This window comes from Musicola keenii, assembly GCF_014855505.1.
GTDB classification, from domain to species: domain Bacteria; phylum Pseudomonadota; class Gammaproteobacteria; order Enterobacterales; family Enterobacteriaceae; genus Musicola; species Musicola paradisiaca.
In genome coordinates this window covers 1-25,241 of the sequence record NZ_JAAWVW010000030.1, presented here as the reverse complement: position 1 = coordinate 25,241, position 25,241 = coordinate 1, and the positions used below count along the sequence as shown (strand labels likewise).

Below are 25,241 nucleotides of genomic sequence, written 5' to 3'. Positions count from 1 at the left end.
CCGGCTTACAGCCTGCTGTCGCGAGGTGGCGTATACTACGCTTTCCTCATTTGGAGTCAACGACTTTTTTTCGCTTTCTCCGTCCTGTACCGCGCTGGCGTTCCGCCGTTGCCGTCTCAGTGGAAGCGCATTATAGGGATCCGAACGGACAGCACAACCACTTTCTCGATCTTTTCTTCCATTCGCGCATTTTTCCACCCATCCGTTGAGTTATTACGCAGGTAAGGCTATTTTCAGAACGGAAAACGGATCCTTATACGATCCGCCTCTACATGTACTGATATGGAGTTGCTTAAAAATGGCTGACATATTTCGCTCAATTCAGGGAAAAAGACCGGTTACAGGCGAACGAGTGATGGTTGACTCATCAAGTATCATTATTGGTGATGTTGCACTGGCGGACGATGTCAGTATCTGGCCATTGGTAGTCATCAGAGGGGATGTGAATTTTATCCGTATCGGCGAGCGTAGCAATATTCAGGATGGAAGCGTCTTGCACGTCACCCATCGTTCAGCAAAAAATCCCAATGGGAACCCGCTTATTATAGGTAAAGACGTCACGGTGGGTCATAAAGCGATGCTGCATGGCTGCACTATTGGCAATCGAGTGCTTGTCGGCATGGGCTCTATTTTACTGGATGGGGTTATCGTTGAAGATGACGTCATTATTGGCGCGGGAAGTTTGGTATCCCAAGGGAAAACGCTGGAAAAAGGCCACTTATATCTCGGTAGTCCCGCTAAAAAAATCCGACCACTGACAGAAGAAGAGCGGGAAGGGCTGATTTATTCTTCAGACAATTACGTACTCTGGAAGGATAACTACCTGAATCAATAAACCACGAAGCGGCCAGTCTCATCATCCTGCTCATTTAGAATTTGTCGCTCAAACAACTCTTCAATTTCCCAGCGGTGTTCGCGGAACAAAGCAATCCACTGTTCCGCAGACTCCCCGCCATAGCGTGCCTTTAGCCCAGTGGCATACATAACACACTGCGATTGAAAACCGTTAATCAACACAGGAAAAATAACGGAATCGGACGCTTCATCCCATTCATCTCGATCGGGAAAATGAATCGTCTGATTCACGACATAAATTCCAATTTCAGTTGCCGAATGACAGGCTCAGTCTGTGGCATGACGCCATGCCACAAGTTAAATGCATGAGCTGCTTGCCAGACCAGCATCCCTAGCCCATCAACGCATTTCTCCGCCCCCTGCTGTGTACACCATTGCAAAAACGGAGTCGGCTCCGGTAAATAAAACATGTCGTAACAGCGAACATGAGCATTAATCAACGAAGGGGGAAGATCGGGGATATTGCCGTATACACCTGATGAGGTTGCATTGATGATCAGATCGAACATTTCACTCGCCAGCGATGATTGCGGCAACGCGCGTATGCTTCCTTGTTCACTGAAATGACTGGCCAGCATTTCTGCTTTATCGAGTGTTCTGTTGGTAACAATCAAAGAACAGCCATGAGCTAGCAAAGGTTGAATCACCCCACGCGCGGCACCACCAGCCCCCACCAGCAGTACCCGATCACCAGGCTGTATTAGCCCATTTTGCTGCAAGTCACTCAGCAGACCGATACCATCAGTATTGTCACCAAACAATGTACCATCCGCCATTTTTTTTACGACATTAACCGCACATGCCTCGGCAGCTCGCTGACTCAGAGAATCTACCACGACGCAGGCACGTTCTTTAAATGGCGCGGTAATATTGGCTCCGGCTGCGCCAGATTGAAAATATGCATGGAGGTACAGCTCAAACTCATCGACGGGAGCTTGCAACCGTTCATAGTTCAATAAAATACCCGACTGCTCTGCAAATAACGTATGAATACGCGGAGACTTGCTATGCGCAATAGGGTTACCGAAAACAGCAAAAGATTGATATTCAGACACACGTAACCTCTTGAATTTGCGCTTATCCACGACGCAATTGCGCACCAGTCAAAGCATCACGAATTTCAGACGGGTTCAGCCTTCCTCCCACTTTTCCCGACAACACTGGGAAGTTCTTACCAAACTGGCTAAGAACATCCTCTGCCGTGCGACACGGCGCTTCACCACTTAGATTGGCGCTTGTCGACACTAAAGGTTTCCCAAACGCCAGACAAAGTTGTTTTACCAAAGGGTGATCGCTAACCCTAACAGCCAGGGATGAAAACTGCCCGGTTAACCATTTGGGCGTCTGTGCTTTTGCTGGAATTACCCAGGTTACTGGACCGGGCCACGTTGAGAACATTCTTTGCTGCTGTATGTACGAAAGCGCGGAGACATCAAGGTAAGGTTCTACTTGCGCGAAGTCGGCGGCGATCAGGATCAGCCCCTTTTCCCATGGACGCTGTTTCAACTGCAATAAACGATTTACAGCTACCTCGCTGTCAGGATCGCAACCGAGTCCAAATACCGCTTCTGTCGGATAAGCAATAACCTGCTCTTCACGAAGTTTTTTTAACAACTCCGATAACTGTTTTGATACTAATTCACTCATCTTGATGCTTTTCTAAGACCGTCACCGGTTTTCCACACAATTTACTGGCACAGAAACGTTTGACGCCCTGTGCCGTCTTTTTTTCTATCAGCAACGGGTAATGGCAGTATTCACATACTCCAGCCACAGGTCTGTAATTCAATGTGAATTGACACTCCGGGTATCGTTCACAGGAATGAAAAGTTTTTCCATACCTTGATTTTCGCTGCAACAGACGGCCTTTCCGACATTGAGGACAGGTCAGTGTCGTTTCATCCGGCCGGTCAATTATTTCAGTGTGATCACATTCGGGATAATTGCCGCACCCAACGAACATGCCATATCGCCCCTGCCGCAACACCAAAGTCGCCCCACACTTTGGACAAATCTGTCCATCAAGCACCTTCACGATATGGCCATCAGCATAGGACTTTAACGGTCGGATATAGTCGCATCCGGGATATGCCGAGCACCCAAGAAAAGCGCCACGAGGACCGTTTCTGATAACGAGGGCGGCGCCGCATTGGGGGCAATCCTGCTGTCGCTCAGCAAAACTCATCGTCTTAATCATGACTGCCCCGATAATGCCGATTACTGCAAATAGCCTTCATTGGGTTCAAACAAAAGATCTTCCATTTGCTGGTAAGCATTCTCGCAACCAGGCACATTAAACAAGACCATCAGGATAACCCATTTCAGATCTTCAAGATCAAACTCCAGCGTCTCAAGCGCCATAACCCGATCAATCACCATCTCGCGAGTTTCCAGATTCAAAACTTGGATCTGCTCAAGAAACAGCAAAAAACCCCGACATTCTGTGTCCAATCGTTGTACTTCTTCCGCAGTATAAATACGTAGCGCACGCGGATCGCTCGCCAGATTTAAAGGGGCTTGCCCATCCTGCAAATCAGCCAGCTTTTCCAACCACTCCAGTGCGCTATAAATATCTTCGCGATCAAAGCCAGCCTTGGTGAGGTCATCAGTTAACGTATCCTGATCGACTCGCATTTCAGTTTCGTTGTGGATGTAGGTTTCAAACAAGTACATGAGTACGTCGAACATGGCATGCCCTCCTTATTCGGACATAGCCGCCGGGTACTGCTGCGATCCACCCTGCTAACTCCAGATCCAATAGTTTACTGACTACTTCTGGCACAGGTTGGCCGGCACGTTCAGCGACAACGTCAACGGGTGTAACCTCATCCCCTACGTTAGCCAACACGTCAGCAAATGGCAATTCTAGTTCAGCCTCCGGTGAGCAAATAATTTCCTCATCGTTCCCGCTTGAAATATCTGACAACCATTGGAGTCCATTATGAAGCTGCTCCAGTATATCTTTCGGATGAGTCACCAAATAGGCGCCTTGTTGAATCAACCAATGCGTTCCTTCCGTCATCGGATTTCCTACCGGCCCCGGCAGCGCGAAAACATCCCGGTTTTGTTCCAAAGCATAACGCGCCGTTACCAGCGAACCACTGCGCATTGACGCCTCGATAACCAGAACGCCAAGGCTCAGTCCACTGATTATTCTATTTCTTCTGGGGAAATTAGCCGCGATCGGCGGCGTTTTTAACAGGAATTCGGAAACAATGGCTCCGCCGTTTTCTACAATAGCGTCCGCCAACGCAGCATGTCTCTTAGGGTAGATTTGCCTCAACCCGCTGCCGAGAACGGCAATGGTTTTTCCCCCGGCATCCAGCGCCGCCTGATGTGCTATTCCGTCAATACCGACAGCAAGTCCACTGGTGATGATAAGTCGATTAGCCGCTAATTCTCGGGAAAAAAATCGCCCCCACTGTTCGCCGTAGTTACTGTTGTCGCGACTGCCGACAACTGCCATCTGGGCTGAAGAAAGGGTGCAGTTATCCCCGCGTACAAAAATAAAAGGAGGGGGAGAATTTATCGAAGCCAACAAAGGCGGATAACTTCCTGAACCGTATGTCACAAAATGACAATGAGAATCTTCCAGCCAGCGTTCGACATCATCTAACTGGCGACGATCAAAAGCGATGAAACGGGCTGTCTGGCGTTCATCCAAACCGCTGGCTCGCAAAAAATCAACGGCACTATCTCGCTCACGTATTATTCGTTTGACCAGCCTAACCACTTTTTGGACGCTCAATCCCTTTATAGATGCCACACGCAACCAGATTTCCGTATCCGTCATATTGTATCGTTCCCAAGCACCCAATGAAGGCCGATGCTGTCAATCAGGACTGGATATGTCTAGAATAGAAATCAGAGCTTTTTCACCACTTGGATACAGATCTCAACATATATGTCAGTTTTGCAGGTATTACATTTCCCAGACGAGCGGCTACGCATAACCGCAAAGCCCGTAAAAGAAGTTAATGCAGACATTCAGCGCATCGTGGACGATATGTTCGACACCATGTACGCAGAAGAAGGCATTGGGTTGGCCGCGACACAGGTCAATATTCATCAGCGGATCATCGTGATTGACGTGTCAGAGGAGCGAGATCAGCGCCTCGTTTTGATCAATCCAGAATTGCTTGAAAAAAGCGGTGATACGGGGATCGAGGAAGGATGTTTGTCTATCCCGGAAACCCGGGCACTAGTTCCCCGCGCCGAGCGCGTTAAAATCCGCGCACTAGACAAGGACGGCAAGCCTTTTGAGCTGGAAACCGACGGTTTATTGGCTATTTGCATTCAGCATGAAATGGATCACCTTGTCGGCAAACTGTTTGTGGATTACTTGTCGCCACTCAAACGTCAGCGTATCCGCCAGAAGCTGGAAAAACTTGATCGACAAAATAATCGCATACAGTAACAAACATATACTCCGGGCAGGAAAATCACGTGGCTTTACGCATTATTTTTGCAGGAACTCCTGACTTTGCAGCGCGTCATCTTGACGCGCTGCTCACATCACGACATGAAATTGTTGGCGTTTTCACCCAACCGGACAGACCGGCAGGGCGAGGAAACAAGTTGACGTCAAGCCCAGTTAAAGTGCTGGCAGAATGCAAGGGAATACCTGTTTTTCAGCCCAAGTCACTCCGTCCGGAAGAAAATCAACAGCTCATCGCCGCACTACAAGCCGATGTCATGGTCGTAGTGGCATATGGCCTGATTCTTCCCCAGACTGTATTGGATATGCCCAGACTCGGGTGTATCAATGTCCACGGTTCGTTGTTGCCCAAATGGCGTGGCGCCGCACCGATACAGCGTTCGCTCTGGGCCGGAGATGCAGAGACCGGTATTACCATAATGCAGATGGATGCCGGTCTGGATACAGGGGACATGCTTTACAAGATGGAGTGCCCAATCCTGTCGGATGATACCAGCGCAACACTCTACGACAAACTGGCTGAGCTGGGTCCACAAGGATTGCTGATCACTCTGGAGCAGTTAGCTTCCGCTCAAACCAAACCAGAACCTCAGAACAATGCGCTTGCCACCTATGCGGAGAAACTCAGTAAAGAAGAAGCCCGGCTCGACTGGCAGCTATCCGCAGCACAATTAGAACGTTGTATACGTGCGTTCAACCCCTGGCCTATGAGCTATTTCACGGTTGATGATCAGCCGCTTAAAGTATGGAAAGCTGAAGCACTTGATATCAAGCACAACAAGCATCCCGGAACCATCATTGATGCGAATAAGCACGGAATACAGGTTGCAACCACTGACGGTGTTCTAAACATGCAGATGTTGCAGCCATCAGGAAAGAAAGCAATGCCGGCGCAAGATCTACTGAATTCCCGTCGGGAATGGTTTGAATCAGGCAAGGTATTAGCCTGATATTGCCTGTGCCGATAATAAAATCGGCACACTCTATACACCCACACCACTCTTATTCTCATGAAACGCAAATATAATCTTCGCAGTATCGCTGCAACAGTCATCGCTCAGGTGCTGGATCACGGGCAATCGCTCAGTCAATCACTTCCGGCCGTTCAACGAGACATTGCAGAAAAGGATCGTGCTTTACTGCAAGAGCTTTGCTTTGGGGTATTGCGCGTATTACCTCAGCTTGAATGGTGTATCGGTCAGTTGATGGCGAAACCGCTGACAGGCAAACAGAGAGTGCTGCATTACTTGTTGATGGTCGGGCTTTATCAACTCTTATATACCCGTATTCCCCCACACGCGGCATTGGCTGAAACCGTGGAAGGTGCAACAGCGCTGAAACGCCCACAGCTCAAGGGATTGATCAACGGTGTCCTGCGCCAGTTTCAACGTCAACAGGAAGAACTGGTACAGAAGATGCATAATACTTCCGCTCTCCATGCTCATCCCGAATGGTTGCTGACCAGATTAAAAAAAGCCTATCCGGAGACATGGCAGGATATTATCGACGCAAATAACCAACATCCTCCGATGTGGCTAAGGGTTAATCGTCAGCACAACGAACGGGATGGCTATATTGCGCTCTTGCAGGAACAGGGTATCCCGGCATCAAAGCATCCCGAGTATCAAGATGCCATCAAGCTGGACACTCCCTCCCCAGTCACTTCTCTGCCGGGTTTCGAGCAAGGATGGATCACGGTTCAGGATGCATCAGCTCAAGGCTGTGCTTATTGGCTTGATCCACAAGACAATGAAGATATTCTCGACCTCTGCGCCGCGCCTGGGGGGAAAACCACTCATATCCTGGAAATTGCGCCCAAAGCGCGAGTCCTCGCCGTTGACGTAGACGAACATCGTCTTGCCAGAGTGAAGGAAAATCTTCAACGTCTACGCCAGCATGCGGACGTGCGGCAGGGAGATGGACGAGTACCGGAAGAATGGTGCGGCGACAGCCAGTTCGATCGCATCCTGCTTGATGCGCCATGCTCTGCGACCGGAGTAATTCGACGCCACCCCGATATCAAATGGTTACGTCGAGACAGTGATATCGCCGACTTGGCAAATCTTCAGCGAGAAATTCTTGACGCTATCTGGCCTCGCCTGAAAATCGGCGGAACCTTGGTCTATGCAACCTGCTCCATATTACCGGAAGAAAACCAACAACAAATTATTTCATTCCTGCAACGCCACGCTGATGCTGTACTCAGAGAAACCGGTTCACCAGAAAAACCCGGCGTTCAGAAGTTGCCGTCACCACAGGATGGTGATGGTTTCTTCTACGCAAAACTGATAAAAATCGAACATTAATGCAACACCTGCGTCAGACGCAGGTGAACCCATACGGCAGAGACAACGATGAAAATAATTATTCTTGGTGCTGGTCAGGTCGGCGGAACTCTGGCAGAAAATCTATCTGGTGAGAATAACGATATTACCGTCGTTGACACCAATACGGCGCGTCTGCGTCAGCTTCAGGATAAATTCGATCTCCGTGTCGTCACCGGTTATGCCTCTCATCCGCGCATTCTGCGCGAAGCCGGCGCCGAAGATGCGGACATGCTAATTGCAGTAACCAATTCAGATGAAACGAATATGATTGCTTGCCAGATTGCCTATTCGCTCTTTAACACGCCCAATCGTATTGCACGTATACGTTCGGCCGAATATATCCGCGAAGAGGAGCATTTGTTTCAAACTGAAGCAGTGCCTGTTGATCATCTGATCTCACCTGAACAATTAGTCATTGATAATATTTATAAACTCATTGAATACCCCGGTGCTCTGCAAGTTGTAAATTTTGCCCAGGGAAAAGTCAGCATCGCCGCAGTTAATGCTTATTACGGCGGCCCATTAGTTGGAAATGCTATTGCAACTATGCGCGAGCATATGCCGCATATTGAAACCCGCGTCGCAGCAATTTTCAGGCATGATCGACCGATTCGGCCACAGGGTTCCACAGTGATTGAAGCGGGTGATGAGGTCTTTTTTGTTGCCGCATCACAGCATATCCGGGCGGTAATGAGCGAAATGCAACGTCTTGAAAAACCCTATAAGCGCATCATGATCGTCGGCGGAGGGAATGTTGGTTCAGGGCTGGCGCTCAAACTGGAAAAAGATTACAGCATCAAGCTGATCGAGCGAGATCCACAACGCGCTGCAGATCTGGCCGAACGTTTACAAAATACTATTGTATTCCATGGCGATGCCTCCGATCAGGAACTATTGGCGCAAGAGCACATTGAGCAAATCGATGTATTCATCGCCATAACTAATGACGACGAAGCGAATATTATGTCTGCCATGCTGGCTAAGCGAATGGGGGCCAAAAAAGTCATGGTGCTCATACAACGTCGTGCTTATGTAGATCTAGTGCAAGGGGGAGCCATTGACGTTGCCATATCGCCACAGCAGGCCACTATTTCGGCACTACTCAGCCATGTCAGGAAAGCAGATATCGTGAACGTCTCATCACTGAGAAGGGGTGTCGCTGAAGCTATTGAAGCCATTGCTCATGGTGATGAAGGAACATCTAAAGTGGTAGGCCGCATGATCGAAGACATCAAACTGCCGCCTGGCACTATTATTGGGGCGATTGTTCGCGGCGAAGATGTGATTATCGCAAATCGCAATACGCAGATCGAACAAGGCGATCACGTCGTCATGTTCCTGACCGATAAAAAATACGTATCCGACGTTGAACGACTATTCCAGCCCAGCCCATTCTTCCTTTAACGTTATAGGGTATTTACCGAAGTTTTCCTATTGATAGCAATTTTTCAATCGTCTATTAAAATAATTATTATTGCCATCAGGAGAAATCAGATGAGTATTATCAAAGAATTCCGCGAATTTGCTATGCGTGGCAACGTTGTTGATCTTGCCGTTGGGGTAATTATCGGTGCCGCATTTGGAAAAATTGTTTCATCATTGGTATCCGATATCATCATGCCTCCCTTAGGCTTGCTGATAGGCGGGATAGATTTCAAACAATTTCATTGGGTGTTGCGTGAGGCTCAAGGGAATATACCTGCAGTCATCATGAACTATGGCTCATTCATTCAGAACGTCTTTGATTTCATCATTGTTGCTTTCGCTATTTTCATTGCGATCAAATTGATGAATAAGCTGCGCCGCAGCGAGAATGAAAAACTGGAGACCCCGCCCAAATCCAGTGCGGAAGAGAAACTGCTCACAGAAATAAGGGACTTATTGAAGCAACAACCAAAATAAATACGACTAAAAGGCCAGTGGTAAAAAATGAATCTTACCACTGGCCTCCCAGTTTTCCTTCTGTACGTTCCGATGCTTGCCTTTTCTCCGATAGCTACCTTTGCCTTTAGCATTTAATTCGACTCGCTGCCTGAATAAAGGGTCATGTAACAAGGCTTCTATCGCGTTATCCTTTATTGTTCCCTTTTTGTGACCATAGTTTGACATATTGCTACCTCTTAAACGCATTTATTGATAATCACATGTTCACGAATTATTCATGTTCATCGTCATGACAATGGTTCTTCATTAGTCTATCAAATAACGTCTGTCTATAATTACCTCTGAGAAAATCTGTACTCATCCCTGCTTGCTGCAGTCGCAACTCTAGGGTTCTTAGCTGGCGGGATAACTGCGTATATTCTGAATGTTGTGGCGTTATTTGCTCCAATAAACTAGCAAGATTCAATGCCTCTTTACGTTCAAGTAAAGCTTGGGGAAGATAGCCGGCATTTTTCATCAGGAGAAAAGCCGATCTCAATTCCACGGGAACTAAGCTAGTATCATCCAGCAAAAGAGGTTTCCCACTGCCAGAAAGGTTATCTAATTCACCCTTTTTCTGAGCTTCAATGATATGCCGTTCTGCCCATTCATCTATAGGGAACATAGATCTTACCCACTTATTAATTCGGTATGACTCAGGAGGAAAAGATGCAAATAGCCGGATTTCAACGAATGGTACTACAGATGTAAAAAAACCGGGTTTCCCCGGCTTTTTCACTCTGATGCAAATTACTCTGCCGCAGATGCTTCTTCTGTTTGAGACGCTGCACGATCAACAAGCTCGATGTATGCCATCGGCGCATTGTCGCCTGCACGGAAACCACACTTCAGAATACGAGTGTAACCACCGGCACGGCTCGCGAAACGCGGGCCCAGTTCATTAAACAGTTTAGCCACGATCTCGTTATCACGAGTACGGGCGAATGCCAGACGACGATTAGCAACGCTGTCGGTCTTGGCAAGAGTAATCAGCGGCTCAACAACACGACGCAGCTCTTTCGCTTTCGGCAGGGTTGTCTTGATGATCTCATGACGAACCAGAGAACCAGCCATGTTGCGGAACATAGCTTGGCGATGGCTGCTGTTGCGGTTCAGTTGACGACCACTCTTACGATGGCGCATGACCTTATCCTTCTCAGTAAAACCTTAACCTGTGATCTGGTTACTCATCAGCGATACTTGCCGGCGGCCAGTTTTCTAGGCGCATGCCCAGAGACAAACCACGGGAAGCCAGTACGTCTTTAATCTCAGTAAGAGATTTTTTACCCAGGTTCGGCGTTTTCAGCAACTCAACCTCGGTACGCTGTACCAGATCACCGATGTAGTGGATAGCTTCTGCCTTAAGGCAGTTAGCAGAGCGGACAGTCAATTCAAGATCGTCAACAGGGCGCAGCAGGATCGGATCGAACTCTGGTTTCTCTTCTTTCACTTCTGGTTGACGTACATCACGTAAATCAACAAAAGCTTCCAGTTGTTCAGCCAGAATAGTAGCCGCACGGCGAATTGCCTCTTCAGGATCAATTGTACCGTTGGTTTCCATTTCGATGACCAGCTTGTCCAGATCGGTACGCTGTTCGACACGTGCTGCTTCAACATTGTAAGCGATACGCTCAACAGGGCTGTAGCAAGCATCAACTAACAGACGACCAATAGGGCGCTCATCTTCTTCCGTATGAATACGGGCAGACGCCGGCACATAACCACGACCACGCTGAACCTTGATACGCATATTGATAGATGCATTCTCATCGGTCAGATGGCAAATTACATGTTGCGGCTTGACGATTTCGACATCACCGTCATGGGTAATATCGGCTGCAGTCACAGGGCCAATGCCAGATTTATTCAGGGTAAGAATAACTTCATCTTTGCCTTGAACTCTCACCGCCAGCCCTTTCAGGTTGAGCAAGATTTCCAGGATATCTTCCTGTACGCCTTCTTTGGTGCTGTACTCGTGCAGTACACCATCAATCTCAACCTCGGTCACCGCGCAACCTGGCATGGATGAAAGCAGAATACGGCGCAGTGCATTACCAAGAGTATGGCCGAAGCCCCGCTCTAATGGCTCAAGGGTCACCTTGGCGTGCGTCGAACTGATTTGCTCGATATCTACCAGGCGCGGTTTTAGAAACTCTGTCACAGAACCCTGCATTGTGTCCTCTCTTTGGTACTAAGCTTTACTTGGAGTAAAGCTCGACGATCAGGTGTTCATTAATGTCCGCAGACAGATCAGCACGTTCAGGAATACGTTTGAACACACCTTCCATCTTAGCAGCATCAACTTCCAGCCAAGTCGGCTTTTCGCGCTGTTCAGCCAGCTCCAAAGCAGCTTTAACACGAGACTGCTTTTTCGCCTTCTCGCGGATGCTGACGACATCATTCGGAGAGACCTGATAAGAAGCGATATTAACAACGCGACCGTTTACCATGACTGCCTTGTGGCCCACTAGCTGGCGTGCTTCAGCACGAGTAGCACCGAACCCCATACGATAAACTACGTTGTCTAGACGACCTTCCAGCAACTGCAACAGGTTCGCACCCGTATTGCCTTTCAGACGAGCAGCTTCTTTATAATAGTTACGGAACTGGCGCTCCAGAACACCGTAGATACGGCGAACTTTCTGCTTCTCACGCAACTGTACACCATAGTCAGATAAACGCGGCTTACGCGCACCATGCTGACCAGGAGCTTGTTCAATTTTACACTTGGAATCGATCGCACGAACACCAGACTTTAGGAACAGGTCGGTGCCCTCACGACGGCTCAGCTTGAGCTTAGGACCCAAATATCTTGCCATTTTCTTTCTCCAACAGACCTAAAAGCGGCGTTATACGCGACGCTTTTTCGGCGGACGACAACCGTTATGAGGGATCGGAGTCACATCAGTAATATTAGTGATGCGAAAACCAGCCGCGTTCAGAGCGCGGATAGTAGACTCACGGCCCGGACCAGGTCCTTTAACCATAACCTCCAGATTCTTGATACCGTACTCTTTCACTGCTTCAGCACAGCGCTCTGCTGCAACTTGAGCAGCAAACGGAGTAGATTTACGAGAACCACGGAAACCGGAACCACCGGCTGTTGCCCAACCCAGAGCGTTACCCTGACGATCGGTGATGGTAACGATGGTGTTGTTAAAAGAAGCATGGATATGAGCCACACCGTCAGAGACTTGCTTTCTTACACGCTTACGTGCACGAATAGGTGCCTTTGCCATTATTCAATCACCCCGATTATTTCTTGATCGGTTTGCGCGGACCCTTACGGGTACGGGCGTTAGTCTTGGTACGCTGACCGCGAACCGGCAGACCACGACGATGACGCAAACCGCGATAGCAACCAAGGTCCATCAAACGCTTGATGCTCATGCTGATTTCACGGCGCAGATCACCTTCGACGACGAATTTGGCAACTTCTTCACGCAACGTGTCGATTTGCTCTTCAGACAGCTCACTGATCTTAACATCTTCAGCGATACCCGCCGCAGCGCAAATGGCTTTGGAACGAGTTTTGCCGACACCATAGATCGAGGTTAACGCGATCACGGCATGTTTCTGATCAGGAATGTTAATGCCTGCTATACGGGCCACTATGCACTCCTATGATTTAATATGCGCGCTCCATGCTGAAAAGCCCGTTTTCAGGATACTCAAATGGAAACGCACAGACATACAAAAGATTGGCTGGCTAATCTAGCCAGCTCAACCCAACTTTGCAAGAAAAATATGCGAGATAATCAGCCTTGACGCTGTTTATGCTTCGGCTCGGCGCTGCAGATGACGCGAACGATACCGTTACGCTTGATGATCTTACAGTTACGACATAATTTCTTGACGGAAGCACGAACTTTCATTTTTACTCTCCGTAACTTCTCTGGCACACGCTGATTAGCGGTTATAGCCTTTCAGGTTAGCCTTCTTCAAGGCAGACTCATACTGACTAGACATCAAAAGAGTTTGCACTTGAGCCATAAAGTCCATGATCACAACAACAACGATCAATAAAGACGTACCGCCAAAATAGAAAGGTACTTTCATTGCGTCACGCATGAACTCCGGGATAAGGCAAATAAAAGTAATATACATCGCACCAACAAGTGTCAGGCGAGTCATTACTTTATCGATATACTTCGCCGTTTGTTCTCCCGGACGAATTCCTGGCACGAATGCACCGGACTTCTTCAGGTTATCTGCTGTTTCACGCGGATTAAAAACCAACGCGGTATAGAAGAAACAGAAGAAGATGATTGCAGATGCATAGAGTAGCACATAAAGCGGCTGTCCCGGTTGCAAATACAAAGAAATTGTTGTCAACCAGTTCCAACCCGTACCGCCCCCGAACCATGATGCAATTGTTGCCGGGAACAGAATAATACTGGATGCAAAAATAGCTGGAATAACCCCGGCCATATTTACTTTCAGTGGTAAATGCGTACTCTGCGCTGCATAAACGCGGCGGCCTTGTTGACGTTTAGCGTAATTAACGACGATACGACGCTGACCACGCTCCATGAATACAACAAAGAAAGTTACCGCGAATACCAAAACTGCAACCAACAGCAACAGGAGGAAGTGCAAATCGCCTTGCCGCGCTTGCTCGATGGTATGGCCAATGGCCGGCGGCAATCCCGCAACAATACCCGCAAAAATTATGATCGAGATACCATTACCGATACCTCTTTCAGTAATTTGCTCGCCGAGCCACATCAGGAACATCGTTCCTGTGACCAGACTCACAACAGCCGTAAAGTAGAATGCAAAACCTGGATTAATCACCAGGCCTTGCATCCCTGGCATATTCGGCAAACCAGTCGCAATACCAATCGACTGGAAGACAGCCAATACTAATGTTCCATAACGGGTGTATTGACTGATCTTACGCCGCCCAGCCTCCCCTTCTTTCTTTATCTCCGCCAGCGCAGGATGCACAACTGTCAGCAACTGGATAATGATTGATGCCGAAATATACGGCATAATCCCTAGAGCAAAGATCGAAGCTCGACTAAGGGCACCACCAGAGAACATGTTGAACATTTCAATGATGGTGCCACGCTGTTGCTCAAGCAATTTGGCAAGCACAGTGGCATCAATACCAGGAATGGGAATAAAAGAGCCAATACGGAAAACAATCAGCGCACCGATTACAAACAATAGTCTGCGCTTCAGCTCGCCAACTCCGCCTTTAGCACTTTGAAAATCTAATCCTGGTTGTTTAGCCATCTGCTACTTATTCCTCAATTTTACCGCCTGCAGCTTCGATAGCAGCACGTGCACCTTTAGTGACACGCAGACCACGAATCGTTACCGGACGAGCAACCTCACCAGACAGAATCACTTTCGCGAATTCAATCTGAACGCCAATGACGTTAGCAGCTTTCAGCGTACTCAGATCAACAACATCGCCTTCTACGTAAGCCAGATCAGACAGACGGACTTCTGCCGTGATCATAGCTTTACGAGAAGTAAAACCGAACTTGGGCAGACGACGGTACAAAGGCATTTGACCGCCTTCAAAGCCACGACGTACACCACCGCCAGAACGAGATTTCTGACCCTTGACGCCACGACCACCAGTCTTACCAAGGCCGGAACCGATACCACGACCTAAACGCTTCGGCGCGTGTTTAGCACCTTCGGCCGGAGACAGAGTATTCAAACGCATCTGTTACTCCTCCACTTTAACCATATAGGAAACCGCGTTGACCATACCACGGATAGCAGGAGTGTCCTCACGCTCAACGGTATGACCAATACGACGCAGACCCAGGCCAAGCAGCGTTGCCTTGTGTTTAGGCAGACGACCGATTGCACTACGGGTTTGAGTAATTTTAATAGTCTTTGCCATGGTTAATTACCCCAGAATTTCTTCAACGGATTTACCACGCTTGGCAGCGACCATTTCCGGGGACTTCATGTTTGCCAAGCCATCAATAGTTGCACGAACCACGTTGATCGGGTTAGTAGAACCATAGGCTTTAGCCAGAACGTTATGAACCCCTGCGACTTCCAGAACAGCGCGCATTGCACCACCGGCGATGATACCGGTACCTTCGGAAGCCGGCTGCATGAACACGCGAGACCCTGTATGCGCACCTTTAACCGGATGCTGCAGAGTGCCGCTATTCAGCGCGACGTTAATCATATTGCGACGGGCTTTTTCCATCGCTTTCTGGATCGCTGCCGGAACTTCACGCGCTTTACCGTAACCAAAACCTACGCGGCCGTTACCATCACCAACTACTGTCAATGCGGTAAAACTGAAAATACGACCACCTTTAACGGTTTTAGATACGCGATTAACCGCGATCAGCTTTTCCTGCAGTTCGCCAGCTTGTTTCTCGATGTGAGCCATCTTACACCTCTACCTTAGAACTGAAGGCCAGCTTCACGGGCAGCATCTGCCAGTGCCTGGACACGACCATGATATTGGAACCCGGAACGGTCAAAGGCCACTTCTTTGATGCCTTTTTCCAGAGCACGCTCGGCAACAGCCTTACCGACAGCAGCTGCAGCGTCTTTGTTACCGGTGTACTTCAGTTGTTCAGAGATAGCTTTTTCTACAGTAGAGGCGGCTACCAGGACTTCAGAACCGTTCGGTGCGATAACCTGCGCATATATATGGCGCGGGGTACGATGTACCACCAGACGCGTCGCGCCCAGTTCCTGGAGCTTGCGACGTGCGCGGGTCGCACGACGGATACGAGCTGATTTCTTATCCATAGTGTTACCTTACTTCTTCTTAGCCTCTTTGATACGCACGACTTCGTCGGCGTAACGGACACCTTTACCTTTGTAAGGTTCAGGACGACGGTAAGCGCGCAGATCAGCAGCTACCTGACCGATCAACTGCTTATCAGCACCTTTCAGTACGATTTCAGTTTGAGACGGACATTCAGCAGTAATGCCTGCAGGCAGTTCGTGATCGATAGGATGGGAAAAACCCAGAGCCAAATTCACGACATTACCTTTAACGGCAGCACGATAACCAACACCTACCAGCAGCAGCTTTCTGGTGAAGCCTTCGGTAACACCGACAACCATGCTGTTCAGCAGCGCACGAGTGGTACCCGCTTGGGCCCAGCCGTTAGCAAAGCCTTCGCGCGGAGCAAAAGTCAGCACGTTATCAGCTTGTTTAACCTCTACGGCTTCATGAACCTGACGGGTCAGTTCACCGTTTTTACCCTTAATCGAAATAACCTGACCGTTGAGTTTTACCTCTACGCCGGCAGGAATGACGACGGGTGCTTTTGCAACACGAGACATTCTTTCCTCCCGATTAAGCTACGTAGCAGATAATCTCGCCACCAAGACCTGCCTGGCGAGCTGCACGATCGGTCATAACACCTTTGGAGGTAGAAACAACCGCGATACCCAAACCGGCCATAACTTTCGGCAGCTCATCTTTACGTTTATAGATGCGCAGACCAGGGCGGCTTACACGCTGAATGCTTTCTACCACCGCCTTACCCTGAAAGTATTTCAAAGTCACTTCCAGTTCCGGCTTGGCGTCGCCTTCGATTTTATAATCTTCAATATAACCTTCTTCCTTCAGCACGTTGGCAATTGCCACTTTCAGCTTGGAGGAAGGCATGGTGACCGCAACTTTGTTCGCGGCCTGACCGTTACGGATACGGGTCAGCATATCCGCGATCGGATCTTGCATGCTCATCTGTCTTTACTCCCGTGATTCAATTGGTGACAATTACCAGCTAGCCTTTTTCAGACCCGGAATTTCACCGCGCATAGCGGCTTCACGGACCTTAATACGGCTCAACCCGAACTTCCGCAGGAAAGCGTGCGGACGACCAGTCTGGCGGCAGCGGTTACGCTGACGGGACGGGCTGGAATCACGCGGCAGAGTCTGCAGCTTCAGAACAGCATCCCAACGTTCTTCGTCAGAAGCATTTACGTCAGAAATGATAGCTTTCAGTTCAGCGCGTTTAGCGAAGAATTTGTTAGCCAGTTTCACGCGCTTAACTTCGCGTGCTTTCATGGATTGCTTAGCCATTAGTAACCCACCTTACTTGCGGAACGGGAAGTTAAAGGCAGCCAGCAGAGCACGGCCTTCATCATCGGTTTTCGCAGTAGTGGTAATGGTAATGTCCAAACCACGAACGCGATCGACTTTGTCATAGTCGATTTCCGGGAAGATGATCTGCTCACGGACACCCATGCTGTAGTTACCACGACCATCGAAAGACTTAGCAGACAAACCGCGGAAGTCACGAATACGTGGAACAGCAATGGAGATCAGGCGCTCAAGAAACTCCCACATGCGCTCGCCACGCAGAGTTACTTTACAGCCGATCGGATAGCCCTGACGGATTTTGAAGCCTGCAACAGATTTGCGTGCTTTGGTGATCAACGGTTTTTGACCGGAGATTGCTGCCAGATCAGCTGCTGCGTTATCCAGCAGTTTCTTGTCAGCGATCGCTTCACCAACACCCATGTTCAGGGTGATCTTCTCGACCCGAGGGACTTGCATGACAGAATGGTAGTTAAACTGAGACATCAGTTTGCTAACTACTTCGTCTTTGTAGTAATCATGCAGTTTCGCCATCGTACTACTCCAAATTACTTGATAGTTTCGCTGTTAGACTTGAAGAAGCGGACTTTTTTACCGTCTTCGAATCTAAAGCCTACACGGTCAGCCTTACCGGTTGCCGCATTGAAGATTGCAACGTTAGAAACCTGAATTGCAGCTTCTTTTTCAACGATGCCACCTGGCTGATTCAGCGCCGGAACCGGCTTCTGATGTTTCTTAACCAGGTTAATACCTTCAACAATGACCTTGCCGGAAGACAGGACATTTTTTACCTTACCGCGCTTACCTTTATCTTTGCCGGTCAGCACGATAACTTCGTCATCACGACGGATTTTCGCTGCCATGGTTCGCTCCTTAGAGTACTTCTGGTGCCAGAGAGATAATTTTCATGAACTTCTCAGAACGCAGTTCACGAGTTACCGGCCCAAAAATACGCGTACCGATGGGCTGTTCGCTGTTGTTATTCAACAGGACACAAGCATTGCCATCGAAGCGAACGACAGAACCGTCAGGGCGACGAACACCCTTCTTGGTGCGCACCACTACCGCCTTCAGCACATCACCTTTTTTTACTTTACCGCGAGGAATTGCTTCCTTGATGGTAATTTTGATGATGTCGCCGACGCCTGCGTAGCGACGGTGCGAGCCACCCAGAACCTTGATACACATTACGCGACGTGCACCGGAGTTGTCGGCCACGTTCAGCATAGTCTGTTCTTGGATCATGTTAGTGCTCCGCTAATGTCAACTACTACTTGTGAGACCTAAAATCAGGTCGTTAAAAAACCCCATAATTGAGGGCGCAGCATTATAACACCGCTTCCTAGATATGGGTAGAAAAAATAAACGGCCCAATAAATGAGCCGTTTACTTTATTTCGAGCGCGCTTACTGTATTACAGAATCGCTTTCTCTACAACGCGAACCAACGTCCAAGACTTGGTCTTGGAGATCGGGCGGCATTCGCGGATTTCCACCACGTCACCGATACCACATTCGTTGTTCTCGTCATGTACGTGCAGTTTAGTCGTACGTTTGATGAATTTACCGTAGATCGGGTGTTTCACGAAACGTTCAATGGCGACAACAGCAGACTTCTGCATTTTGTCACTCACAACACGACCTTGCAGAGTACGGATTTTATCGGTCATTACGCACCCGCCTTCTCAGTCAGTAAAGTCTTAACACGTGCAACGTTACGACGCACTTGTTTCAACAGGTGAGTTTGTTGCAGCTGGCCGCTGGCAGCCTGCATGCGCAGGTTAAACTGCTCACGCAGCAAACCGAGCAGCTCGGTATTCAGCTCTTCAACACTCTTTTCACGCAGCTCTTTTGCTTTCATTACATCACCGTCTTAGTTACAAAGGTGGTTTTGATCGGCAGTTTCGCTGCTGCCAGTTCGAACGCCTCGCGGGCTAACTCTTCCGGCACACCGTCCATTTCGTACAGGACTTTACCTGGCTGAATCAAGGCAACCCAGTATTCCACGTTACCTTTACCTTTACCCATACGCACTTCGAGCGGTTTTTCAGTGATCGGTTTGTCCGGGAAAACACGGATCCAGATCTTACCCTGACGCTTCACAGCACGAGTCATGGCACGACGAGCAGCTTCGATTTGACGCGCGGTCAGACGACCACGGCCAACAGCTTTCAGACCGAAAGTACCGAAGCTCACATCCGTACCGGCAGCCAGACCACGGTTGCGGCCTTTGTGAATCTTACGGAATTTTGTACGCTTTGGTTGTAACATCAGCGACTCTCCTTACTTGCGGCCTTTACGCTGCTGCTTTTTCGGTTGAGCAGCCGGTTTTTCCGGTTGTTCAACAGCAGCCATACCACCCAGGATCTCACCTTTGAAGATCCACACTTTCACACCGATAACACCATAAGTGGTGTGCGCTTCGGAGGTGTTGTAGTCAATGTCAGCGCGCAGGGTGTGCAACGGAACACGACCTTCGCGATACCATTCGGTACGAGCGATTTCCGCGCCGCCCAGACGGCCACTAACTTCAACTTTGATACCCTTAGCGCCCAGACGCATGGCATTTTGTACAGCACGCTTCATCGCACGACGGAACATTACACGACGTTCCAGCTGAGAAGAGATACTGTCAGCAACCAATTTGGCGTCCAGTTCTGGCTTACGTACTTCAGCGATGTTGATCTGCGCTGGAACACCAGCGATATCAGCTACGCCTTTACGCAGTTTTTCAACGTCTTCACCTTTTTTACCGATAACGATACCTGGGCGAGCAGTGTGAATGGTTACACGAATGCTTTTGGCCGGGCGCTCGATAACGATACGGGAAACGGAGGCTTTCTCCAGTTCCTTGTTCAGGTATTGACGAACTTTAAAATCGCTGTCCAGGTTGTCAGCGAATTCTTTGGTATTTGCGTACCAGGTAGAGTTCCAAGTTTTGACAATACCCAGGCGAATACCATTAGGATGTACTTTCTGACCCATTGCTAGTCTCCAGAGTCTCAGCGATCGGACACAACCACAGTGATGTGGCTGGTACGCTTCAGGATGCGATCCGCACGACCTTTAGCACGCGGCATAATGCGTTTCATGCTCGGGCCTTCGTCTACGAAGATTTTCGCAACTTTCAGATCGTCAATGTCAGCGCCATCGTTGTGCTCTGCGTTAGCAATGGCAGACTCCAGTACTTTTTTGACCAGACCAGCAGCTTTCTTGTTGGTATAGGTCAGAATATCCAGAGCTTGCGACACTTTCTTACCGCGAATCAGGTCAGCCACCAGGCGAACCTTCTGAGCAGAAGAACGAGCATGGCGATGTTTAGCGATAGTTTCCATCTCTTCCTCCTACCTTATTTCTTCTTGGCTTTTTTATCAGCCGCGTGGCCGCGGTAAGTACGAGTCGGCGCGAATTCGCCCAGCTTGTGACCGACCATCTCATCAGAGATGAATACCGGAACGTGCTGACGACCATTATGGACAGCGATGGTCAAACCGATCATGTTTGGAAAGATCGTTGAGCGACGGGACCAGGTGCGCAGGGGCTTCTTGTCACCGCTTTCCACCGCTTTCTCTACCTTCTTCAGCAAGTGCAGGTCAATAAATGGACCTTTCTTGAGAGAACGTGGCATGGTTTATCCTCTAAAATTATTTAGTACGGCGACGTACGATGAATTTATCAGTACGCTTGTTGCTGCGGGTCTTCTTACCTTTGGTCTGAACGCCCCACGGAGTAACCGGGTGCTTACCAAAGTTACGACCTTCACCACCACCGTGCGGGTGGTCAACCGGGTTCATTGCCGTACCACGAACGGTCGGACGAATACCACGCCAGCGTGCAGCACCTGCTTTACCCAGAACGCGCAGCATGTGCTCGGCATTACCAACTTCGCCCAAAGTCGCGCGGCAATCAGCCTCGACTTTACGCATTTCGCCAGAACGCAGACGCAGGGTAACGTAAGAACCTTCACGAGCGACGATCTGCACATAAGCACCAGCAGAACGAGCCAACTGACCGCCTTTACCCGGTTTCATTTCCACGTTATGAACAGTAGAACCAACCGGAATATTGCGCATCGGCAGGGTGTTGCCGGGCTTGATCGCTGCATCAACGCCGGACTGAATCTGATCGCCAGCTTTCAGGCCTTTCGGCGCCAGGATGTAACGACGTTCACCATCTTTGTACAGAACCAGTGCGATGTTCGCAGAACGGTTCGGATCGTATTCCAGACGCTCTACTACAGCCGGAATACCGTCTTTGTTGCGTTTGAAGTCAACAATACGGTACTGCTGCTTATGTCCACCACCAATGTGACGAGTAGTGATGCGACCATTGTTGTTACGACCACCGGTTTTGCTGTTTTTTTCCAGCAACGGAGCAAAAGGTTTGCCCTTGTGCAGCTCAGGGTTAACCACTTTAACAACGTGGCGACGACCCGGAGATGTCGGTTTACACTTAACAACTGCCATTGTATTACTCCTCCGACTTACTCTGCGCCGCCGACGAAGTCCAGATTCTGGCCTTCTTTCAGGGTGACGTAAGCTTTTTTCCAGTCGCTACGACGACCGATACGCTGTCCATGACGTTTTACTTTCCCTTTAACAATCAGGGTGCGAACGTCATTAACTTCGACTTCAAACAGTTTCTGTACAGCTGCTTTGATTTCTGCTTTAGTCGCGTCTTTGGCAACTTTGAGCACGATGGTGTTGTTTTTTTCCATCGCAGTAGACGCTTTTTCAGAAACGTGCGGCGCGCGCAAAACTTTCAGCAAACGTTCTTCACGAATCATGCCAGCATCTCCTCAACTTGCTTAACAGCATCAGCAGTCATAACCACTTTGTCGAAGGCGATCAGGCTAACCGGATCGATGCCTGCTACGTCACGCACATCAACCTTGTACAGGTTACGCGCGGCCAGGAACAGGTTCTCATCCAGTTCACCGGTGATGATCAGCACGTCATCCAGCGCCAGTTCTTTCAGCTTCTGTGCCAGCAACTTGGTTTTCGGTGCTTCAACAGAGAACTTCTCGACAACGATCAGACGATCCTGACGTACCAGCTCGGACAGAATGCTTTTCAGCGCGCCACGGTACATCTTCTTGTTTACTTTCTGGCTATGATCCTGAGGCTTGGCAGCAAAGGTCACACCACCGGAACGCCAGATCGGGCTCTTGATAGAACCAGAACGCGCACGGCCGGTGCCTTTCTGACGCCACGGTTTTTTACCGGAACCAGTTACTTCAGCACGGGTCTTCTGAGCGCGAGTACCTTGACGGGCACCTGCTGCATAAGCAACAACAACCTGGTGAACCAGCGCTTCGTTGAAGTCACGACCGAAGGTAGTTTCGGAAACAGTCAGCGCGCTTTGCGCGTCTTTCAATACTAATTCCATTGCTATCTCCTCACGCCTTCACAGCCGGTTTAACGATCAGGTCGCTACCGGTTGCACCCGGGACCGCACCTTTAACCAGCAGCAGGTTGCGCTCAGCGTCAACACGTACTACGTCCAGGCTCTGAACGGTTACGCGCTCATTACCCAGCTGGCCTGCCATCTTCTTACCTTTAAACACTTTGCCCGGAGTCTGGTTCTGACCGATAGAACCCGGAACACGGTGAGACAAGGAGTTACCGTGGGTAGCGTCCTGAGTACGGAAGTTCCAGCGCTTAACGGTACCGGCAAAACCTTTACCTTTTGAAGTCCCGGTAACATCAACTTTCTTGACGTCAGCGAAAATTTCAACGCTGATGTTCTGACCTACAGCAAAATCTTCGCCTTCAGCCAGACGGAATTCACGCAGGGTACGACCAGCCTCAACACCAGCCTTGGCAAAATGACCTGCTTCCGGCTTGTTTACGCGGTTAGCTTTTTTGGCACCGGTAGTTACCTGGACAGCGCGGTATCCGTCGTTCTCCAGGGTTTTAACCTGAGTCACACGGTTTGCTTCAATTTCGATTACGGTTACGGGGATAGAAACGCCATCTTCAGTGAAGATGCGGGTCATGCCCACTTTTTTACCGACTAAACCAATCATTGTTTCAACCTCTCAATCGCTCAATGACCTGATTAACCCAGGCTGATCTGCACGTCTACACCGGCAGCCAGATCCAGACGCATCAGAGCATCAACGGTTTTCTCGGTTGGCTCAACGATGTCAACCAGACGCTTGTGAGTGCGAATCTCGTACTGATCGCGCGCGTCTTTGTTAACGTGCGGGGAGATCAGAACGGTAAAGCGCTCTTTGCGGGTCGGCAGCGGGATCGGACCACGGACCTGCGCACCAGTGCGCTTGGCAGTCTCGACGATTTCCGCGGTTGATTGATCGATCAGACGATGATCAAACGCTTTCAGGCGGATACGGATTCTTTGGTTCTGCATGAGACCAGAGCTCCAATTATTTATAGACGAAAATAATTACTCCTCGCACCCATTACGATTGATGGGGGAGTGTAATCGTTCTGTACATAACTTCCATATCGGAAGTATTGTGCGACCGAACCCTATTGGTTGGCCATCTGATTCAAGTAGAATCAGGCCCGCCATTTCAGACGAGCCCGCGCATTATACGTAAATTTGGTCAGGAAGCAACCGGAATATGTCAATAAGAGTTCCTCCGCTCAGGCTGTATACATCAGAACCAGAGGAACAATCAGAGGTGTACCGATCAGTAACGGCTATTACTCGTCTTTCAATTGTGTCTGCAGATAATTTTGGATCCCTAAACGTGCAATCAATTCCAGCTCGGTTTCCAACCAGTCAATATGTTCTTCTTCATCCGCAAGCACCGCGATCATCAGATCTCGACTGACATAATCGCGTACTGAGTCCGCATAGACTATTCCATCACGCAAATCTTGGGCACCTTCTAATTCTAAAACCAAATCAGAACGCAGCATCTCCTCAACATCTTCACCAATATTAAGCTTGCCAAGATCTTGCAGATTAGGAATCCCTTCAAGAAACAAAATCCGCTCAATGTAACGATCGGCATGTTTCATTTCGTCAATCGACTCGTGATACTCGCGATCGTTAAGACGTTTGAATCCCCAGTTTTTAAACATGCGGGCATGAAGGAAATACTGGTTGATGGCCACCAACTCATTGCCCAACAGTTTGTTCAGATGTGTAATGACATTCTTATCACCTTTCATGACGTTGCTCCTCCGCTTCAGTATTAAAAAGTGTAGAAGCGGCCAACGCAGAGTCAAAAAGATGTCCTCGGCACTCATGCGACCTTATTCAGTTTCGCATTTTTTGCTGTTTCTTCTTCCAGAATAAGTCTGGCTTGACGAATGCATTTACCGCATTCGCTCCCGATAGGAACAAACAATTTTAATTGCTTTAAAGACTGAGGGTGGTACTGGCGTGCGATTTGCCGGATGACTTTGTCAGATACAGCGTTGCACAGACAAACATACATATGCGGATAACTCATTTTTTAATCAACTAGCCCGCATTTTAAATAAGAATGGTTTTTATTTCAATTTTTCTCTCGAGCAACAAAAAAGGGTACCGAAGTACCCTTTTTATTCGGCTATCGGCAATTAAGCGATAACTTTAGCAACCACGCCAGCGCCTACTGTACGGCCGCCTTCGCGGATAGCGAAACGCAGACCGTCATCCATCGCGATCGGTGCGATCAGGTTGACTGTCATCTT

The 25,241-nt window shown here is 49.0% G+C and carries 44 protein-coding genes and 1 pseudogene; 6 read left to right on the top strand and 39 right to left on the bottom strand.

What is annotated here, in order from left to right; all coding sequences use genetic code 11:
• The first annotated feature begins 298 nt into the window (after nt 1-298).
• On the top strand, nt 299-835 hold the full coding sequence (locus tag HEP82_RS18985) for a gamma carbonic anhydrase family protein (RefSeq protein WP_192459481.1): 537 nt from the start codon (nt 299-301) through the stop codon (nt 833-835).
• Here the strand turns inward: HEP82_RS18985 and HEP82_RS18980 are convergent.
• From HEP82_RS18980 to dprA, 6 genes are read right to left on the bottom strand one after another with little or no spacing between them, the layout of a single operon-like run.
• Nucleotides 829-1,086, bottom strand: coding sequence for a DUF1488 family protein (locus tag HEP82_RS18980; protein ID WP_192459480.1), 258 nt, complete (start codon nt 1,084-1,086; stop codon nt 829-831). The two genes, HEP82_RS18985 and HEP82_RS18980, sit on opposite strands and share 7 nt — an antisense overlap.
• On the bottom strand, nt 1,083-1,910 hold the full coding sequence (aroE, locus tag HEP82_RS18975; RefSeq protein WP_192459482.1) for a shikimate dehydrogenase: 828 nt from the start codon (nt 1,908-1,910) through the stop codon (nt 1,083-1,085). Before aroE ends, HEP82_RS18980 begins: the two co-directional genes overlap by 4 nt.
• 22 nt (nt 1,911-1,932) lie before the next feature.
• Entirely contained in the window at nt 1,933-2,502 is a 570-nt protein-coding gene (tsaC, locus tag HEP82_RS18970) for an L-threonylcarbamoyladenylate synthase type 1 TsaC (protein WP_192459479.1), read from the bottom strand.
• On the bottom strand, nt 2,495-3,052 hold the full coding sequence (locus HEP82_RS18965) for a DNA topoisomerase family protein (protein ID WP_192459478.1): 558 nt from the start codon (nt 3,050-3,052) through the stop codon (nt 2,495-2,497). Before HEP82_RS18965 ends, tsaC begins: the two co-directional genes overlap by 8 nt.
• Before the next feature lie 20 nt (nt 3,053-3,072).
• Nucleotides 3,073-3,543: a DUF494 family protein gene (locus tag HEP82_RS18960; RefSeq protein ID WP_192459477.1), complete on the bottom strand. Its 471-nt coding sequence runs from the start codon at nt 3,541-3,543 to the stop codon at nt 3,073-3,075.
• Nucleotides 3,515-4,648 (bottom strand): DNA-protecting protein DprA, encoded by a 1,134-nt coding sequence (dprA, locus tag HEP82_RS18955; protein WP_192459476.1) that lies wholly within the window; start codon nt 4,646-4,648, stop codon nt 3,515-3,517. Before dprA ends, HEP82_RS18960 begins: the two co-directional genes overlap by 29 nt.
• Before the next feature lie 111 nt (nt 4,649-4,759).
• Here dprA and def point away from each other — a divergent pair, with 111 nt between their 5' ends.
• The 5 genes from def (at nt 4,760) to mscL (ending at nt 9,522) form a co-directional block, all read left to right on the top strand.
• Nucleotides 4,760-5,272: a peptide deformylase gene (def, locus tag HEP82_RS18950; RefSeq protein ID WP_012764070.1), complete on the top strand. Its 513-nt coding sequence runs from the start codon at nt 4,760-4,762 to the stop codon at nt 5,270-5,272.
• A 29-nt stretch (nt 5,273-5,301) separates the two neighbouring features.
• Nucleotides 5,302-6,243, top strand: coding sequence for a methionyl-tRNA formyltransferase (fmt, locus tag HEP82_RS18945; RefSeq protein WP_192459475.1), 942 nt, complete (start codon nt 5,302-5,304; stop codon nt 6,241-6,243).
• Nucleotides 6,244-6,303: 60 nt separating this feature from the next.
• On the top strand, nt 6,304-7,599 hold the full coding sequence (rsmB, locus tag HEP82_RS18940; RefSeq protein WP_192459474.1) for a 16S rRNA (cytosine(967)-C(5))-methyltransferase RsmB: 1,296 nt from the start codon (nt 6,304-6,306) through the stop codon (nt 7,597-7,599).
• Between the two features lie 48 nt (nt 7,600-7,647).
• Nucleotides 7,648-9,024 (top strand): Trk system potassium transporter TrkA, encoded by a 1,377-nt coding sequence (trkA, locus tag HEP82_RS18935; RefSeq protein WP_192459473.1) that lies wholly within the window; start codon nt 7,648-7,650, stop codon nt 9,022-9,024.
• Between the two features lie 90 nt (nt 9,025-9,114).
• Nucleotides 9,115-9,522 carry a large-conductance mechanosensitive channel protein MscL gene (gene mscL / locus HEP82_RS18930; RefSeq protein ID WP_192459472.1) on the top strand — a complete coding sequence of 136 codons (408 nt, stop codon included), beginning with the start codon at nt 9,115-9,117 and terminating at the stop codon, nt 9,520-9,522.
• Here the strand turns inward: mscL and HEP82_RS18925 are convergent.
• The 33 genes and pseudogenes from HEP82_RS18925 to HEP82_RS18765 form a co-directional block, all read right to left on the bottom strand.
• Nucleotides 9,482-9,729 (bottom strand): annotated as a pseudogene (locus tag HEP82_RS18925) (alternative ribosome-rescue factor A). The gene mscL and the pseudogene HEP82_RS18925 overlap by 41 nt on opposite strands.
• 46 nt (nt 9,730-9,775) lie before the next feature.
• Nucleotides 9,776-10,168 (bottom strand): DnaJ family domain-containing protein, encoded by a 393-nt coding sequence (locus tag HEP82_RS18920; RefSeq protein WP_192459470.1) that lies wholly within the window; start codon nt 10,166-10,168, stop codon nt 9,776-9,778.
• 125 nt (nt 10,169-10,293) lie between these two features.
• A complete protein-coding gene (gene rplQ / locus HEP82_RS18915; protein WP_012764063.1) occupies nt 10,294-10,686 on the bottom strand; it encodes a 50S ribosomal protein L17 in 393 nt (130 codons plus the stop codon).
• A gap of 40 nt (nt 10,687-10,726) precedes the next feature.
• The gene (locus HEP82_RS18910; RefSeq protein ID WP_012764062.1) at nt 10,727-11,716 is read right to left on the bottom strand and encodes a DNA-directed RNA polymerase subunit alpha; all 990 of its coding nucleotides are present in this window, start codon (nt 11,714-11,716) and stop codon (nt 10,727-10,729) included.
• Between the two features lie 25 nt (nt 11,717-11,741).
• On the bottom strand, nt 11,742-12,362 hold the full coding sequence (rpsD, locus tag HEP82_RS18905) for a 30S ribosomal protein S4 (RefSeq protein ID WP_192459469.1): 621 nt from the start codon (nt 12,360-12,362) through the stop codon (nt 11,742-11,744).
• 30 nt (nt 12,363-12,392) lie between these two features.
• Entirely contained in the window at nt 12,393-12,782 is a 390-nt protein-coding gene (gene rpsK, locus HEP82_RS18900; protein WP_002919257.1) for a 30S ribosomal protein S11, read from the bottom strand.
• A 16-nt stretch (nt 12,783-12,798) separates the two neighbouring features.
• The gene (gene rpsM, locus HEP82_RS18895; RefSeq protein ID WP_192459468.1) at nt 12,799-13,155 is read right to left on the bottom strand and encodes a 30S ribosomal protein S13; all 357 of its coding nucleotides are present in this window, start codon (nt 13,153-13,155) and stop codon (nt 12,799-12,801) included.
• Between the two features lie 146 nt (nt 13,156-13,301).
• Entirely contained in the window at nt 13,302-13,418 is a 117-nt protein-coding gene (rpmJ, locus tag HEP82_RS18890) for a 50S ribosomal protein L36 (protein ID WP_012764059.1), read from the bottom strand.
• 34 nt (nt 13,419-13,452) lie between these two features.
• A complete protein-coding gene (gene secY / locus HEP82_RS18885; protein WP_012764058.1) occupies nt 13,453-14,784 on the bottom strand; it encodes a preprotein translocase subunit SecY in 1,332 nt (443 codons plus the stop codon).
• 7 nt (nt 14,785-14,791) lie between these two features.
• Complete coding sequence (gene rplO / locus HEP82_RS18880; RefSeq protein ID WP_192459467.1) at nt 14,792-15,226, bottom strand: 50S ribosomal protein L15; 435 nt, start codon at nt 15,224-15,226, stop codon at nt 14,792-14,794.
• A gap of 3 nt (nt 15,227-15,229) precedes the next feature.
• Nucleotides 15,230-15,409: a 50S ribosomal protein L30 gene (gene rpmD, locus HEP82_RS18875; protein WP_012764056.1), complete on the bottom strand. Its 180-nt coding sequence runs from the start codon at nt 15,407-15,409 to the stop codon at nt 15,230-15,232.
• A gap of 6 nt (nt 15,410-15,415) precedes the next feature.
• On the bottom strand, nt 15,416-15,916 hold the full coding sequence (gene rpsE, locus HEP82_RS18870; protein ID WP_012764055.1) for a 30S ribosomal protein S5: 501 nt from the start codon (nt 15,914-15,916) through the stop codon (nt 15,416-15,418).
• Nucleotides 15,917-15,930: 14 nt separating this feature from the next.
• A complete protein-coding gene (gene rplR / locus HEP82_RS18865) occupies nt 15,931-16,284 on the bottom strand; it encodes a 50S ribosomal protein L18 (RefSeq protein ID WP_012764054.1) in 354 nt (117 codons plus the stop codon).
• A gap of 9 nt (nt 16,285-16,293) precedes the next feature.
• The gene (gene rplF, locus HEP82_RS18860; RefSeq protein ID WP_192459466.1) at nt 16,294-16,827 is read right to left on the bottom strand and encodes a 50S ribosomal protein L6; all 534 of its coding nucleotides are present in this window, start codon (nt 16,825-16,827) and stop codon (nt 16,294-16,296) included.
• A gap of 13 nt (nt 16,828-16,840) precedes the next feature.
• Nucleotides 16,841-17,233 (bottom strand): 30S ribosomal protein S8, encoded by a 393-nt coding sequence (gene rpsH / locus HEP82_RS18855; RefSeq protein ID WP_192459465.1) that lies wholly within the window; start codon nt 17,231-17,233, stop codon nt 16,841-16,843.
• A gap of 33 nt (nt 17,234-17,266) precedes the next feature.
• Nucleotides 17,267-17,572 (bottom strand): 30S ribosomal protein S14, encoded by a 306-nt coding sequence (gene rpsN, locus HEP82_RS18850; protein WP_012764051.1) that lies wholly within the window; start codon nt 17,570-17,572, stop codon nt 17,267-17,269.
• A gap of 12 nt (nt 17,573-17,584) precedes the next feature.
• Nucleotides 17,585-18,124, bottom strand: coding sequence for a 50S ribosomal protein L5 (rplE, locus tag HEP82_RS18845; protein WP_192459464.1), 540 nt, complete (start codon nt 18,122-18,124; stop codon nt 17,585-17,587).
• A gap of 14 nt (nt 18,125-18,138) precedes the next feature.
• Entirely contained in the window at nt 18,139-18,453 is a 315-nt protein-coding gene (gene rplX / locus HEP82_RS18840) for a 50S ribosomal protein L24 (protein WP_000729185.1), read from the bottom strand.
• A 10-nt stretch (nt 18,454-18,463) separates the two neighbouring features.
• Entirely contained in the window at nt 18,464-18,835 is a 372-nt protein-coding gene (rplN, locus tag HEP82_RS18835; protein WP_004388611.1) for a 50S ribosomal protein L14, read from the bottom strand.
• A gap of 169 nt (nt 18,836-19,004) precedes the next feature.
• Nucleotides 19,005-19,259 (bottom strand): 30S ribosomal protein S17, encoded by a 255-nt coding sequence (gene rpsQ / locus HEP82_RS18830; protein ID WP_012764049.1) that lies wholly within the window; start codon nt 19,257-19,259, stop codon nt 19,005-19,007.
• The gene (gene rpmC / locus HEP82_RS18825) at nt 19,259-19,450 is read right to left on the bottom strand and encodes a 50S ribosomal protein L29 (RefSeq protein ID WP_012764048.1); all 192 of its coding nucleotides are present in this window, start codon (nt 19,448-19,450) and stop codon (nt 19,259-19,261) included. Before rpmC ends, rpsQ begins: the two co-directional genes overlap by 1 nt.
• Nucleotides 19,450-19,860, bottom strand: a complete 411-nt coding sequence (gene rplP, locus HEP82_RS18820) for a 50S ribosomal protein L16 (protein ID WP_012764047.1) — start codon at nt 19,858-19,860, stop codon at nt 19,450-19,452. Before rplP ends, rpmC begins: the two co-directional genes overlap by 1 nt.
• Before the next feature lie 12 nt (nt 19,861-19,872).
• A complete protein-coding gene (gene rpsC, locus HEP82_RS18815; protein ID WP_012764046.1) occupies nt 19,873-20,574 on the bottom strand; it encodes a 30S ribosomal protein S3 in 702 nt (233 codons plus the stop codon).
• A gap of 17 nt (nt 20,575-20,591) precedes the next feature.
• Complete coding sequence (gene rplV / locus HEP82_RS18810; protein WP_012764045.1) at nt 20,592-20,924, bottom strand: 50S ribosomal protein L22; 333 nt, start codon at nt 20,922-20,924, stop codon at nt 20,592-20,594.
• Nucleotides 20,925-20,938: 14 nt separating this feature from the next.
• Nucleotides 20,939-21,217, bottom strand: coding sequence for a 30S ribosomal protein S19 (gene rpsS / locus HEP82_RS18805; protein ID WP_012764044.1), 279 nt, complete (start codon nt 21,215-21,217; stop codon nt 20,939-20,941).
• Between the two features lie 16 nt (nt 21,218-21,233).
• Nucleotides 21,234-22,055, bottom strand: coding sequence for a 50S ribosomal protein L2 (gene rplB / locus HEP82_RS18800; protein ID WP_192459463.1), 822 nt, complete (start codon nt 22,053-22,055; stop codon nt 21,234-21,236).
• Nucleotides 22,056-22,072: 17 nt separating this feature from the next.
• Nucleotides 22,073-22,375 (bottom strand): 50S ribosomal protein L23, encoded by a 303-nt coding sequence (gene rplW, locus HEP82_RS18795; protein ID WP_192459462.1) that lies wholly within the window; start codon nt 22,373-22,375, stop codon nt 22,073-22,075.
• Nucleotides 22,372-22,977 carry a 50S ribosomal protein L4 gene (gene rplD / locus HEP82_RS18790; protein ID WP_012764041.1) on the bottom strand — a complete coding sequence of 202 codons (606 nt, stop codon included), beginning with the start codon at nt 22,975-22,977 and terminating at the stop codon, nt 22,372-22,374. Before rplD ends, rplW begins: the two co-directional genes overlap by 4 nt.
• A gap of 10 nt (nt 22,978-22,987) precedes the next feature.
• The gene (rplC, locus tag HEP82_RS18785) at nt 22,988-23,617 is read right to left on the bottom strand and encodes a 50S ribosomal protein L3 (protein WP_012764040.1); all 630 of its coding nucleotides are present in this window, start codon (nt 23,615-23,617) and stop codon (nt 22,988-22,990) included.
• Nucleotides 23,618-23,649: 32 nt separating this feature from the next.
• Nucleotides 23,650-23,961, bottom strand: coding sequence for a 30S ribosomal protein S10 (rpsJ, locus tag HEP82_RS18780; protein ID WP_001181005.1), 312 nt, complete (start codon nt 23,959-23,961; stop codon nt 23,650-23,652).
• A 299-nt stretch (nt 23,962-24,260) separates the two neighbouring features.
• Nucleotides 24,261-24,734, bottom strand: a complete 474-nt coding sequence (gene bfr, locus HEP82_RS18775; protein WP_192459461.1) for a bacterioferritin — start codon at nt 24,732-24,734, stop codon at nt 24,261-24,263.
• A 74-nt stretch (nt 24,735-24,808) separates the two neighbouring features.
• The gene (gene bfd / locus HEP82_RS18770; protein WP_012764038.1) at nt 24,809-25,003 is read right to left on the bottom strand and encodes a bacterioferritin-associated ferredoxin; all 195 of its coding nucleotides are present in this window, start codon (nt 25,001-25,003) and stop codon (nt 24,809-24,811) included.
• A gap of 124 nt (nt 25,004-25,127) precedes the next feature.
• On the bottom strand, nt 25,128-25,241 hold a 114-nt coding region (locus tag HEP82_RS18765; protein ID WP_225622558.1), incomplete at its 5' end, for an EF-Tu C-terminal domain-related protein.